Origin of the sequence: Aliiroseovarius lamellibrachiae, from assembly GCF_018599245.1 — a bacterium.
In the GTDB taxonomy this organism is placed as follows: Bacteria; Pseudomonadota; Alphaproteobacteria; order Rhodobacterales; family Rhodobacteraceae; genus Aliiroseovarius; species Aliiroseovarius lamellibrachiae.
In genome coordinates this window covers 475,624-489,535 of the sequence record NZ_JAHEVJ010000001.1, presented here as the reverse complement: position 1 = coordinate 489,535, position 13,912 = coordinate 475,624, and the positions used below count along the sequence as shown (strand labels likewise).

Genomic DNA, 13,912 nt, shown 5'->3' with positions numbered 1-13,912 from the left:
TCTGCCATCGTAACTGGGGAGAATATCATGATTAAACTTTATTGCTTCGGCGAAAGCGGCAACGCCTATAAGGCGGCGCTGGCGTTGGAATTGTCCGGGTTGGAATGGGAGCCCGTTTACGTCGATTTTTTCGGCGGTGAAACCCGCACGCCTGAATATCGCGAGATCAACCCGATGGGCGAGGCCCCGGTGATGGTCGACGGGGATATCACCCTGTCTCAATCCGGTGCCATTCAGGATTACGTCTCCTCAAAATCCGGCAAATTGGGTGGGCGATCCGCCGAAGAACGTCGCGAGATTTTGCGCTGGCAGTTTTGGGACAATCACAAACTGTCCTCTACCGCTGGTCTAACCCGTTTTTTGAATAATTTCCTGCCCGAAGACAAACGTCCGCAAGAGGTGATTGCCTTCAACATGGCCCGCCTAAAGTCGGCGTACAAAACATTGGAAGACGAGCTTTCGACCCGCAATTGGTTGGTTGGTGACGCGATCACCATCGCCGATATCTCGTGCTGCGGCTATCTTTTCTACCCTGAACCCTTTGGCTTTGATCGCGCCGAATGGCCCCATATTGACGCCTGGTTGACCCGTATTTCGGACACACCCGGCTGGAAACACCCCTATGACCTGATGCCCGGATCCCCCGCGGATCGCGCATAAGCTCTTGAAAGGAATACACTATGACCGATGCCTTTATCTATGACGCCGTGCGCACCCCGCGTGGCAAAGGCAAGAAAGACGGCACCTTGCATGAGGTGCCCGCTGTGCGCCTATCTGCTTTGGCGCTGAACGAGTTGAAATCACGCAACAATCTTGACGGCCACGCGGTTGAGGATGTGATTTGGGGCAATGTGACCCAAGTTGGCGAGCAAGGCGCCTGTTTGGCGCGCTCCGCTGTGCTTTATTCCGACCTCGACGAACGCATCCCCGGCGTGTCGATCAACCGCTTTTGCGCCTCTGCTCTTGAGGCCGTGAATATGGCTGCCAACCAAGTCAAAGGCGGCGCGGGTGATGCCTATATCGCCGGTGGTGTGGAAAGCATGAGCCGCGTGCCGATGGGCATGGATGGGGGCGCGATTGCCGCGGATCCCTTTTTGGCGATGAAATCCTATTTTGTGCCACAAGGCATCTCTGCTGACATCATCGCAACCGAGTACGGCTTTAGCCGCGATGATTGCGACGCTTATGCTGTTGAAAGCCAAAAACGCGCCGCAGCGGCCCGTGCGGCTGGTCGGTTCAAATCGGTGTTCACCGTGCGCGACCAAAACGGGCTGGAGATCATATCCGAGGACGAGATGATCCGCGAAACCACCATGCAAACCCTTGGTGGGCTGACTCCATCCTTCCAAATGATGGGTGAACAGATGCCCGGTTTTGATGCTGTGGCTTTGCTGAAATACCCGCATCTGGAAAAGATCAACCATGTGCACCACGCCGGGAACTCATCCGGGATCGCAGATGGGTCCGCCGCTGTTCTGATCGGCAACAAAGAGTTTGGCGAACGTCACGGCATCAAACCGCGCGCGCGCATCAAAGCCACGTCGAAGGTGGGCACTGATCCAACCATCATGTTGACCGGCCCGGTTCCTGCGACCGAACGTGCGTTGCAGGCGGCTGGTATGAAGTTTGGCGATATTGACCTGCATGAAGTGAACGAAGCCTTTGCCTCGGTTGTGTTGCGTTTCATCCAAGCGTTTGACGCGGACACAAGCAAAGTGAACGTGAACGGTGGGGCGATTGCGATGGGGCACCCCTTGGGCGGCACAGGCGCAATGATCCTTGGCGCTTTGCTGGACGAAATGGAGCGGTCCGACAAGGAAACCGGTCTTGCCACGCTTTGCATCGGCTCCGGTATGGGCGCCGCCACCATTCTTGAACGCGTATAAGAAGGAGACGTAATTATGGCTGATTTCACATTGAACGTGGACGCCGACGGCGTCGCCACCATCACCTGGGATGTGCCGGGTAAATCCATGAATGTGCTGTCTTATGAAGCACTTGCCGAGCTGAACGCCCATGTGGAAACCGTTCTGGCAGACGACGCCATCAAGGGCGCGATCATCACCTCTGGCAAAAAAGATTTTGCCGGCGGGATGGATCTGAATGTCATCGCGCAAATGAAATCTGACGCGGGCGACGATCCGGCAAAGGGTCTTTTTGATGGCATCATGTCGATGCACGCCGCCCTTCGTAAAATCGAACGCGCCGGCATGGATGCCAAGACCAACAAAGGGGGAAAACCGATTGTCGCGGCCCTGCCCGGCATCGCGCTTGGCATTGGTTTGGAAATCCCTCTGGCCTGTCACCACATCATTGCCGCGGACAATGCAAAGGCGAAAATCGGCTTGCCCGAAATTATGGTGGGTATTTTTCCCGGCGCGGGTGGGACCACCCGTCTTGTGCGCAAAATGGGGGCGATGAACGCAGCTCCGTTCTTGCTTGAGGGTAAGACCGTGTCCCCCGCCAAAGCCAAGGCCGCAGGGTTGATCGACGAGGTTGTGCCGGCAGATGAGCTTCAGGCACGCGCCAAAGAATGGGTGTTGAACGCAACCGACGCTGACATCGTGAAACCATGGGACGCCAAAGGATATAAAATGCCCGGCGGCGCACCGTATCACCCTTCGGGCTTCATGACCTTTGTCGGCGCCAGCGCGATGATCCACGGCAAGACCAATGGCGTTTACCCGGCGGCCAAGGCATTGCTGTCGGCGGTCTATGAGGGCGCTTTGGTGCCGTTTGACGACGCGCTGCGGGTGGAATGCCGCTGGTTCGTGAACGTGCTGATGGACCCGACATCCTCTGCGATGATCCGGTCGCTGTTCATCAACAAACAAGCGCTTGAAAAAGGCGCTGTACGTCCAAAAGACGTGGATGATCAGTCGGTTAAAAAGGTCGGCGTATTGGGCGCAGGCATGATGGGGGCCGGCATTGCACTGGTCTCTGCCATGGCCGGAATGGAGGTCGTGTTGATCGACCAGACCCAAGAAGCGGCTGATCGCGGCAAATCCTATTCAGAAACCTACCTCGACAAAGGGATCGCCCGCAAAAAGGCCACCCCTGAGAAGAAAGAGGCCGTGTTGAACGCCATCACCGCCACCACGGATCTTGATGCGCTAAAAGGTGCTGACCTGATCATCGAAGCGGTGTTTGAGGACGTGGGCGTAAAAGCCGAAATGACCAAAAAGGTCGAGGCTGTCGTGGGCGCGGATTGCATCTATGCCACCAACACCTCAACCTTGCCGATCACCGAGTTGGCCAAGGCCAGCGCGCGCCCTGATCAGTTCATCGGCATCCACTTCTTCTCACCGGTTGAGAAGATGATGCTGGTCGAGATTATCAAAGGCAAAGAGACCGGCGACCGGGCCACGGCCAAAGCGCTTGATTACGTGCGTCAAATCCGCAAAACGCCGATTGTTGTGAACGACGCGCGGTTCTTTTACTGCAACCGTTGCATCATTCCGTACATCAACGAAGGCATGCGCATGGTTGGCGAAGGCGTGTCGCCTGCGTTGGTCGAAGGGGCGGCGAAATTGCTGGGCTTCCCGGTTGGGCCGCTGCAATTGGTGGATGAAACCTCAATCGATCTCGGCGTGAAAATTGCCAAGGCCACCAAGGCCGCGATGGGCGATGCCTACCCTGACAGCGCCGTGGACGACATCATTTTCTGGATGGCGGACGAAGGGCGTTTGGGGCGCAAAGCGGGGGCTGGCTTTTATGACTATGATGCCAAAGGCAAACGCACGGGCTTGTGGGCCGGTCTGGCCGATAAGTTCCCACATGCAGACGACCAACCGGATCTGACCGAAGTGAAGCATCGTTTGATGATGAGCCAGGTGCTCGAGGCGGTGCGCGCGCTGGAAGAAGGTGTGCTTGAAGACATCCGCGAAGGGGATGTGGGCGCGATCCTGGCCTGGGGCTTTGCGCCTTGGTCGGGTGGCCCGTTCAGCTGGCTTGATATGCTGGGGGCGCCTTATGCAGCAGAGGTCTGTGATCAGCTGACCGAGAAGTTCGGCGACCGTTTCACCACGCCCGCGTTGTTGCGTGAGATGGCCGAAAGCGGCGAAGGATTTTATGACCGCTTTGACAAAAGTGCTGTCGCAGCCTGAAGAACTGAGACATGAGAATGAAAGCCCGGCAGACTGCCGGGCTTTTTTCGTTCGTGACCGTTGACGCGGGATGACCAGAGCGTTCCCAGAAAGGGTATCTGCTCTGCGCGCAAGGAGAGAGAGACATCACCCGAACTTATACCCAAATCGCTTGATGTCCGACGCACAGCATTTTGCAACGATATCAACAAGTTCATCCGTATAGGCCGCGCGATAATCCGAACCACGATCAGACCGGTTTTCATGAGGCAACGGGCGAAGGCTAAAGCCTAAGTGCTGCTCTAAAACGGACAAATCCTCTTCCAGATGCTCCAACCGGATGAACAAATTGCCTAAATCCTGACCCTCTGCATCGGTGACATAGCTGGTAAAAGGGGTGGCGCGAAAGCTGGTTTGGGTGGTGGGCGCACGCAGAAATCCTGCAAAATCAGAAGATTTGGCAAGGGTCACCGCCGGGTGGTCAAACCCTTGCGCACGCAACCAGTGATAATAGCTGACCATACGATCCCAGGGATTGCGCACCAACGTAAAGACGAAATACTCCGCCATTTCAGCGCGAGAAACCAAGCCTTCGATATCGCGCAGGGTGGCGTGTTTCCACAACCGGCCAGAAGTTTGCACATCCTTCACACGGTGTCGCCGTTTGATCGCCTTTGGCGTATCCCCCAGCATAATATCATCCTTCATCGCCCGCGCCTCAAGCGCCAAGGCCAGCGACGTTCCCCCGGTTTTGGGTGCATGAACAAAGATATAGCGGCGACCATGCGAGATAATCATGGCCTACCCTACCCTGTCAGCTCACGCGACGCGAGCGCAGAGAGATCACGATGCCCGACAAAATGATGAACCCCATGCCGATGGCCATCATCAGATCAACCGTTTGCGAGAACATCAGATAGCTCCACCCTGCGGCAAACACCAACAGCGAGTATTCATAAATCGCAACCTGCGCCGCATCCCCCATTTGGTATCCACGAAAAATCAAACCAACCGCAAATATTGATCCAACCGCTTGCAACACCGTCAAGCCCATCGACAGATGTCCCATCGGGCCAAAGCCCCGCAGAATGAACCCATCCGCACCGATCGGGATGTCATGGGACCAAAGGCTCATCGCTGAGGCACCGACAAAGCCAAACAGGCCCAACGAAAGAAAGAAATAGAACAGCATCGCCATCGCCGTTTCACCGGTACAATACTGCCGCGTGGCGATCGCACCGCAGGCATAGAAAAAGCCCGCAATGATCGGAAACAGCGCCAAAGTGTTCAGCCCACCTTCAAACGGGCGCAACACCAAAAGCACGCCGACAAAGCCAATCGCGGCGGCCAAGATGCGCATTGGCCCCACGCGTTGTCGCAGAAAGACAGCGGACAAGAGCATCACCCAGATCGGCGCGGTAAACAGCCCTGCCGCCGCCTGCGCCAAGGTCAAAAACGCAAGGCTGCCGAAATACACCAATATCGAAAGCCCGGTCATGCCCCCGCGCAACGCCACCGCCCAGCGGCGGTTTGGCGTGATATTGATCCACCCGACCCGCGCCATCCCAAGCATGATCGACACCGCAAGACAGGCGCGGAGAAAGTGAAATTGCCAAAGTCCCGTATCGCGCGCAATCACCGCCACCGCATTGTCCAACCCACCCAAAACGAACATCGAAAACACAACAACGCCTGCCGCCGCGAGCGGACGGTCATGTATTGACGTAGCGTCATTGAATGTTGTGGGGGCCGACATGTCGTTTTCCTACTCTCATTTGGGCGTTTGTACCATTGACCCGATTGGGGACGATCTGGTCTGTTTTGAAAACGACATAGTAGAAAGAATGCTGGCAAAAGATCCGCATCACACAGGGAGAGACACATGGGCTGGATGGCTGACGAAACCGGGCTTGAGAAGACCGCCGCGAATTTTGTACCCCTGACGCCGCTGTCCCACCTTCAGCGTGCGGCAAAGGTGTTTCCAAAACGCGAGGCCATCGTCGATGGCGCGCGGCGCCTGACCTATGCGCAATACCACAGCCGGGTCAGCAAGCTCGCCTCGGCCCTTGTGGCGCGCGGTGTTCAGCCCGGCGACGTGGTGGCGACCCTTTTGCCCAACACCCTGCCCCATGTGGAAGCCAGCTTTGCCATCCCAGCCTGTGGTGCGGTGCTCAACACCATCAACGTGCGGCTGGACGTCGACACGGTGGCCTATATTTTTGATCACGGCGAAGCCAAGGCGGTGCTGGTCGACAGCCAATTCCTGGCGCTTGCCGAAGCAGCCATTGACCTTATGCAAGGCCCCGCGCCTTTGATCATCGAGGTTGGAGATACCCCCGCCGGACACCCCCCCTCAGGTCGTCACCCCGAATACGAAGATGTGGTGGGCGCTGGCAATCCAGATTTCACATGGATCATGCCGCAAGACGAATGGGAAAGCCTTGCGCTGAATTACACCTCTGGCACCACCGGGCGTCCCAAGGGGGTCGTCTATCACCACCGCGGCGCGTATCTGATGACGATGGGCACGCCGATAAGCTGGAACATGGGGCTTTATCCCAAGTATCTCACAATTGTGCCGCTGTTTCATTGCAACAATTGGAACCACAGCTGGATGATGCCCATTTTGGGCGGGACCATTGTGTGTTGTCGTGATGTGACCGCCAAAGCGATCTATGACGCCATTGCTGACGAAGGCGTGACCCATTTCGGCGGCGCGCCCATTGTTCTCAATATGATCGTGAACGCCGCTGACGCCGACCGCAAACCCTTTGACCATATTGTCGAAGTGTTCACCGCAGGCGCCCCGCCTCCCGCCGCCACCCTCGCCGCGGTTGAGCCGCTCGGCTTTAACATCACCCAGGTTTACGGGCTGACCGAAACCTATGGTCATGTCACCGAATGCCTGTGGAACGGCCCCGATTGGGATGGTCTGCCCCAAGCAGAACGCGCCGCGATCAAAGCACGCACCGGCGTTGCCTTTCCCCAGATGGAAGACATCACCGTCTTGGACGATGACATGCAACAGGTCGACATGGATGGGGCCACCACGGGCGAGATTATGATCCGGGGCAACTCAGTCATGAAAGGCTATCTGAAAAATCCAGACGCCACCGCCGAGGCATTTCAGGGCGGGTATTTCCACTCTGGCGACATCGCCCATCAAACCCCCGACGGCTATATCCAAATCACTGACCGCGCCAAGGACATCATCATTTCCGGCGGCGAAAACGTCAGCTCGGTTGAGGTTGAAGGCGCGCTGATGCACCACCCCGCCGTCAGTCTTTGCGCCGTGGTCGCCAAGCCTGATCCCAAATGGGGCGAGGTTCCACATGCGTTTGTTGAATTGAAAGATGGGGCGGATGTCTCTGAAAAAGAGCTGATTTCCTTTGTGCGCGATCGTCTGGCCGGGTTCAAAACCCCAAAGGCGGTGGAGTTTTGCGAACTGCCCAAAACCTCAACCGGGAAAATCCAAAAGTTCGAGCTTCGCAAGCGGGTGAAACCAACGTGAAAAACGCGCCTTCAAACGGTTAAACCCCAATCGACAAAGCACAAAATCCAAGTTATTCTTGGCGCAACGATAACAATGAAGAGCAGCCCCGTCCGACCATGACGGCCTTAAAGAAATACGACCGGCTAGAAGCGCCGGGGGTCTGGTGTGCATCGCCTGATGCGCAGCGCGTGAATGTCATTGTCTCGTTGGGGGATGCCTCGTTAACCATTTCCAACATGTCCGACACGGCCCTGACCCATTGGTCTTTGCCCGCAGTTCGGCGGATCAATCCCGGCACACGCCCTGCCCTTTTTGCCCCCTCAGAAGAGGTGTATGAAGAGCTTGAGATTGATGATGCCACAATGATTGATGGCATCGAGCGTGTGCGCAAAGTCATTGAAAAGCGGCGCCGCCACCCGGGGCGTCTGCGCCATCTGATCACCGGCGGTGTGCTGGCGGGGTTGGTTGCACTTGGGGTTTTCTGGCTGCCTGATGCGTTGCGCAGCTATACGGTCACCGTGGTGCCAGAACCCACACGGCTCAATATCGGCCAGCGGATTTTGAACCGCATTGACCGCGTCGCGGGCAAGCAATGCGATGGGATCCTCGCCCGTTCGGCACTGGATATGCTGGGACGGCGGGTGCTGGGCGCCCGCGCGCCGCGCTTGATTGTGCTAACCGGAGGCGTGCAAGCCGCCGCCCATTTGCCCGGCCACATCACCCTATTGAACCGCGCTTTGATTGAGGATTATGAAGAACCTGACGTTGTCGCGGGTTTCATCCTCGCCGAAGATCAACGCCGTATCCAAACCGACCCCATGCTTGGGCTGCTCAATCACGCAGGGCTGCGCGCCACGGTGCAGCTTTTGACCACCGGCAACATGCCCAACGAGGTCATCGACCGTTATGCAGAATGGCTGCTGACCTCAACCGCGGACCCGTTAACCGCCGAGGCCATTTTGCCACGCTTTGCGGAGGCAGGCATCCGTTCCACCCCATATGCATATGCGCTTGACCTGACGGGCGAGCAAACCATTGCATTGATCGAAGCAGACCCAATCCCGCTCAATACCGCAATCCCCTTGTTAAGCGACGGAGATTGGGTGCGGCTTCAGGGAATTTGCGGCGAATAACCTCAGTACCCCCTCAGCGCATCCTATTCCATAAAAAAAGCCCCGCTGCTGACGCATGGGGCTTTTCTTGGTTCTGTGCATTCGGCTTTGTGATCCGACTTTATTTCCGCAATTTCGCGTTCGCAAACCCTGCCCCACGCAGTTGCGACAGCGCCGCATTCAGACTGGCCTGCTGCGAAAACGGGCCAGCCATGATTGTCTTCACTCCTGATTTTGAGGTCAGGCTGGACACGGTCAATCCCATACGCTGCAGCTTGATAATCACGTTTCGCGCCTGACCAGGATCAGCAAAGCCCCCCACTTGAACATAACGGTGACTGGCCGCTTGGGCGCTTACCGATTTAGGGGCCGAAATGGCCGCCCCACGCGTGGACAGGATTTCTTTGCCACCACCAGCAGGGCTGTCATAAATCGGCACCGGTACATAATTCAACGTGCCAGAGCGCGGCGCCTTACGCCCAAATATTTTCGCCCCAGTCAGGGGATTTTGCTTTGGAAGTTGCACCCCAATGAGCTGACGAGGCGCTTTTTCGGTCCAAATTTTCGCCGATTGCGCATCGCCCCCGATCGTGCGCACTCCGCGCATCGGGTTCAGTCGGTCATCGCCCCACGCGGGTTTATACCCCCGCGGCAACTCCACTGGCATATTCGAGGCCACATAGGTTTGTGGCGCAATCACGGTCGACGGTGACAGCGCGGATTTATCAAGATCGCGACGACGCACGACATTATACTGGCGCGGCGCATATCCAACACCTTGGTTTACCGTAACCGACGTCACAGGGACCGGAGCATAGGATGAAGAGGTCGACACCGGCGTATAGGCCGCCACGTTTGAAGGGTGCGGCATGGTCACAACGCGGGTGCGCTGGCCATTTCCATCGGCCACCACATAACTGACCGGGGCGACCTGCTGTGGGCCGCATCGCACGGGCAAATTCGTCCCGTTCAGATACACTTGACTGACGCCGGATCGCGCGGGGCAATTGACCCGAACGGTGCGTGTGATGGGGCCATCATTTGCCAAGACCGCGTTGGCTTTCACACCAGCCAACCCTGCTTGGTTTGTGACAGGCACGCCCGATGCCGCACCAGAGTTTGATGTGGCAGCATAGCGCCCCGACCAAAGCGGCGCGGGTTTCGCACGCGGCGGCAAACCGTCAGCCACGGCGCCGAACCCAACCGCTGGCGGCAATGCCGGGCCACCCGCCCCAGTGGACCGCACGGGCCGAGGCGTGGCCGACATCCGAACGGCTTTGGGCAAGGGCGCGACATTCGCGACCGGCGCTGGCTGAACAGAGGCCAGGATATTTGATTGCGCTTTGGGCAAAGGCTTTGGCTGTGGCTTTGGTGCTGGCGCGGCAACAACGGGCGTGGCGGCCGGCTCTGCCGCAACCTCAGCTGGTGTAGGCGCCTGTGCTGCGATGGTCTGTGCCTGGCTTGCCCCACCGGTGGGCTGCGCACCGCACAACACCTTGCGGCTGCGTGATACACGCGGCACCCAGGCGACATTTCCGGCGAAACCCGCGCGGATGTAAACACAGCCCCGACTGTCGACATATGTGTCGCCGCTGAAATTAGCGGGCGGATACTCCGCTGGCTGAGCGCCTTTTTTCAAGCTCAAAGCCTGTGCACTTCCGGCGGATAATCCTGCGATAATAGCCAACATGGCTACAGATTTTTTAAACATATCTGTTGTGCCCCCACACAAAATATTGTGTGGAACACTGCCAGTTGCCCCTACTTATGTAAAGAGAAAAACTTGTTTAGTTTTCGCTATTTTGTACCAAACATTCGGTCACCCGCATCGCCAAGCCCCGGAACAATATAGCCTTTTTCATTCAGCCTTTCGTCCAAAGACGCGGTAATGATCGGCACATCTGGATGCGCTTCTTTCATGCGCGCAACCCCTTCGGGTGCCGCCAAAAGACACAGAAAACGGATGTTTTTTGCACCGGATTTCTTCAGCATATCAATTGCCGCAACCGAGCTGTTGCCCGTTGCAAGCATAGGATCCACAGCAATCACCAGCCGTTCATCCATGTGATCTGGGACTTTGAAGTAATACTCAACCGGTTCAAGTGTTTCCTCGTCCCGGTACAGGCCAACAAATCCAACCCGCGCGGATGGGATCAACTCAAGCACCCCATCCAGCAAGCCATTGCCCGCGCGCAGGATCGACACCAGCGCAAGTTTACGCCCCGCCAAAGTCGGCGCGTCCATCTCTTGCATCGGGGTGGTGATGGTTTTGGACGTCATCGGCAATTCGCGGGTGATTTCATAGGCCAAAAGCTGGCTGATTTCGCGCAAAAGCTGGCGAAACACACTGGTCGGCGTGCCCTCTTCGCGCATCAAAGTCAGCTTGTGTTGCACAAGAGGGTGATCAACAACGGTCAGATGGTCATACATGGTCAGTCTCCAGCTTTTTGGCGATGCGCGCTTTGGTATCGGCATCGCAGAACGCGGCCTCAAGTGCAACATTGTTCAGATCGGAAAAGTCACTTTCTTCCCAGCCAAAGACGCGGGACAGATCCTCGTATTCCTTGGTCATTGTGGTGCGGAAAAACGGCGGATCATCAGTTGAAACCGTGACCTTGACGCCCGCATCGCGCAACTTGGCAATAGGGTGATCTTCCAGCTTGTCATAGACATTCAGGAACACGTTTGACCCTGGGCACACCTCAAGCGTGGTGCCCTCTTCGATCAACCGCTCGACCAGCGCGTTATCCTCAATAGAACGCACGCCGTGGCCAATGCGTTGCACTTTCAAGGCGTCCAACGCTTCGCGAATTTCATCTGGCCCGTTCCATTCGCCCGCATGGGTGGTCAACTGCAAGCCCGCCTCGCGCGCCATGTCATAAGCATAAGCAAAATCGGACTGATTGCCCGCCTTCTCATCGCCGCCCATGCCAAACCCAACGATCCAATCACCGGCCGTTTCCTGCGCGCATTTGGCCGTTTCCACCGCCACGTCGCCGCCAAAGTGGCGAATACAGGTCACAATGCCGCGCAGGGTGATGCCCATCGTACGCTCGGCCTCATCGGCCGCATCTTTGATCGCCGCAAGATAGTCTTTCCACGCCGCAACATCGCGCCCCCCGCAGAAATCAGGCGAGATAAAACTTTCCGCGTAAACAACACCCTGCTTGGCACTTTCCTCCAAAATCGCTAGCGTCAGGCGGCGGAAATCCTCTGGGCTTTGCAACACAGATGTTGCGGCCTCATAGACCTCAAGAAAATGCCAGAAATCGCGATAGGCATACCCCCGATCCGGGGTGAAAATGCCCGAAATATCCATGTTCTTTTCGGCCGCAAGCCCCCGGATGAACGCAGGCGGGGCGGCCCCTTCGTGGTGCATGTGCAACTCAACTTTTGGCAGGCTCAGAAAACTCATAGAAAACTCCTTCCGGCGCCGCGTGGCCCCAGACCCAGATGGGCCGCAACCGAGGCCCCGATGTCGGAAAATCCGCAAATGCCAATCTCTTGCAGGCCAAGCCCGGCCCCAATCACAGGAACGCGTTCGCGGGTATGGTCGGTCCCAACCCAGCTTGGATCATTGCCATGATCGGCGGTGAATAAGACCAAATCCCCTTCGCGCATCTTGGCAAACACGCGTGGCAGTTGGCTGTCAAACCATTCAAGCGCCCGGGCATAGCCGGATAGGTCGCGGCGGTGGCCAAATTTGGAGTCAAACTCAACAAAATTGGCAAAAACCAGATCACCCTCTTCGGCGCTGTCAAAGCTGTTGATCAGATGCTCCATCAAATCAACATCAGCCCCTTTTTTCAACGTATCAATGCCGCGATGCGCAAAGATATCGCCAATCTTTCCAATCGCATGCACCTTGCGCCCTTCGGCCCCAACCCAGTCACACAGCGTGGGTTCCGGTGGCGTGATCGCAAAATCCCTGCGGTTCACAGTGCGCTGAAACCCGTCGACTTCATTGCCCACAAACGGACGCGCAATCACCCGGCCAACTTTCAGCTTATGCACCATGGGCGCCAAGTCTTCACAGAGCTTGACCAGCCGCTCCAGGCCAAATGTCTCTTCATGTGCGGCGATCTGCAACACGCTATCGACAGAGGTGTAAACGATCGGCCAACCGCTGCGCATATGTTCCGCGCCAAGTTCTTCAAGCACCGCCGTGCCGGAGGCATGTTTGTCGCCCAAAATACCGTCCACCCCCGCCAGTCGGCAAATCTCGGCGGTGATATCGGCTGGAAAAGCAGGATGTGTATCGGGAAAATATCCCCACGCCCATGGCACCGGCACACCGGCGATTTCCCAATGTCCGGTGGGCGTGTCCTTGCCTACCGACACTTCCTGAGCAGCCCCCCAAAGCCCGGTGGGTTCGGCGTCAAACCCCGGCATCTCATCCCCAGAGGATGCACGCACCGCCGCCCCCAACCCCAGCGCATCGAGATGGGGCATTTTCAACGGGCCGCTCCGCCCCTCTTCCGCGCGCCCTTCCGCACAGGCCTGCGCGATATGTGCCAGGGTGTTTGCCCCGGTGTCGGGTACGGTCTTATCGTTGAAAAACCTGTCGGCATCCGGCGCACCACCGCAACCGACGGAATCCATCACAATTAAAAAAGCGCGTGTCATGTGTTGTCCATATGTTCGTTGGTAAAGGCCCCAGGCAGCAGCTCTGCCATGGTCATGCTCAGCGTTTTGCCCTCTGTGGTCATCATGGTGATCACAGCATCCGCTTTGGCGAATTCGGCCAATTTCTGGCGACACCCCCCACAGGGAGTGACAGGCATCGGCGCATCCGCAATGACCAACGCCGCTGTAATCTCTCGCTGACCAGAGGCCGCCATCGCGGCAATGGCCCCGGCTTCGGCACAGGTGCCTTCGGGATAAGCTACATTTTCCACATTACATCCGGTGAACACCTCACCAGACCCGGTGCGAATGGCGGCACCCACTTTGAAATTCGAATAGGGGGCGTACGCGTTTTCACGCACGGCTTTCGCGGCATCGAGCAAGGACATCTGAGCCTCCGTTTTGACCAATTGATACAATCTGACGCCCACGCAAGGGGGATGCAACAAGAAACAGTGTTAGCGGTGACAATCCGCCAAGAAACCCGCCATGCATCTAGCGCAAGACCCATGGGTCGATCTATGCTATGTGATTGTCGCTTGATCGAAACAGGTTTCGCCTTATAGTACAGGCGAATTCACCGGATGGTTTAAAGT

At 57.1% G+C, this 13,912-nt stretch carries 12 protein-coding genes; 5 read left to right on the top strand and 7 right to left on the bottom strand.

Going from position 1 to position 13,912, the window contains the following annotated elements:
* The first annotated feature begins 24 nt into the window (after positions 1–24).
* From KKW20_RS02450 to KKW20_RS02440, 3 genes are read left to right on the top strand one after another with little or no spacing between them, the layout of a single operon-like run.
* On the top strand, positions 25–660 hold the full coding sequence (locus tag KKW20_RS02450; protein ID WP_214566056.1) for a glutathione S-transferase family protein: 636 nt from the start codon (positions 25–27) through the stop codon (positions 658–660).
* A 20-nt stretch (positions 661–680) separates the two neighbouring features.
* A complete protein-coding gene (locus KKW20_RS02445) occupies positions 681–1,886 on the top strand; it encodes an acetyl-CoA C-acetyltransferase (protein ID WP_214565748.1) in 1,206 nt (401 codons plus the stop codon).
* A gap of 15 nt (positions 1,887–1,901) precedes the next feature.
* Positions 1,902–4,106 carry a 3-hydroxyacyl-CoA dehydrogenase NAD-binding domain-containing protein gene (locus KKW20_RS02440; protein ID WP_214565746.1) on the top strand — a complete coding sequence of 735 codons (2,205 nt, stop codon included), beginning with the start codon at positions 1,902–1,904 and terminating at the stop codon, positions 4,104–4,106.
* Positions 4,107–4,232: 126 nt separating this feature from the next.
* On the opposite strand, the gene KKW20_RS02435 is transcribed toward KKW20_RS02440, so the two are convergent.
* Both KKW20_RS02435 and KKW20_RS02430 read right to left on the bottom strand, forming a co-directional pair.
* The gene (locus KKW20_RS02435) at positions 4,233–4,883 is read right to left on the bottom strand and encodes a sulfotransferase family 2 domain-containing protein (protein ID WP_214565744.1); all 651 of its coding nucleotides are present in this window, start codon (positions 4,881–4,883) and stop codon (positions 4,233–4,235) included.
* A 16-nt stretch (positions 4,884–4,899) separates the two neighbouring features.
* Positions 4,900–5,841 carry a DMT family transporter gene (locus KKW20_RS02430; protein ID WP_214565742.1) on the bottom strand — a complete coding sequence of 314 codons (942 nt, stop codon included), beginning with the start codon at positions 5,839–5,841 and terminating at the stop codon, positions 4,900–4,902.
* Positions 5,842–5,967: 126 nt separating this feature from the next.
* Between KKW20_RS02430 and KKW20_RS02425 the strand changes: the two genes are divergently transcribed.
* Both KKW20_RS02425 and KKW20_RS02420 read left to right on the top strand, forming a co-directional pair.
* The gene (locus KKW20_RS02425; RefSeq protein ID WP_214565741.1) at positions 5,968–7,596 is read left to right on the top strand and encodes a long-chain-fatty-acid--CoA ligase; all 1,629 of its coding nucleotides are present in this window, start codon (positions 5,968–5,970) and stop codon (positions 7,594–7,596) included.
* Positions 7,597–7,694: 98 nt separating this feature from the next.
* On the top strand, positions 7,695–8,711 hold the full coding sequence (locus tag KKW20_RS02420) for a hypothetical protein (protein ID WP_214565740.1): 1,017 nt from the start codon (positions 7,695–7,697) through the stop codon (positions 8,709–8,711).
* A 100-nt stretch (positions 8,712–8,811) separates the two neighbouring features.
* On the opposite strand, the gene KKW20_RS02415 is transcribed toward KKW20_RS02420, so the two are convergent.
* The 5 genes from KKW20_RS02415 to cdd form a co-directional block, all read right to left on the bottom strand.
* The gene (locus tag KKW20_RS02415) at positions 8,812–10,380 is read right to left on the bottom strand and encodes an SPOR domain-containing protein (protein ID WP_214565739.1); all 1,569 of its coding nucleotides are present in this window, start codon (positions 10,378–10,380) and stop codon (positions 8,812–8,814) included.
* Between the two features lie 107 nt (positions 10,381–10,487).
* On the bottom strand, positions 10,488–11,120 hold the full coding sequence (upp, locus tag KKW20_RS02410; RefSeq protein WP_214565738.1) for a uracil phosphoribosyltransferase: 633 nt from the start codon (positions 11,118–11,120) through the stop codon (positions 10,488–10,490).
* The gene (locus tag KKW20_RS02405; protein ID WP_214565737.1) at positions 11,113–12,105 is read right to left on the bottom strand and encodes an adenosine deaminase; all 993 of its coding nucleotides are present in this window, start codon (positions 12,103–12,105) and stop codon (positions 11,113–11,115) included. Before KKW20_RS02405 ends, upp begins: the two co-directional genes overlap by 8 nt.
* Entirely contained in the window at positions 12,102–13,316 is a 1,215-nt protein-coding gene (locus KKW20_RS02400; RefSeq protein ID WP_214565736.1) for a phosphopentomutase, read from the bottom strand. Before KKW20_RS02400 ends, KKW20_RS02405 begins: the two co-directional genes overlap by 4 nt.
* A complete protein-coding gene (gene cdd, locus KKW20_RS02395; protein ID WP_214565735.1) occupies positions 13,313–13,705 on the bottom strand; it encodes a cytidine deaminase in 393 nt (130 codons plus the stop codon). Before cdd ends, KKW20_RS02400 begins: the two co-directional genes overlap by 4 nt.
* Positions 13,706–13,912 lie beyond the last annotated feature (207 nt).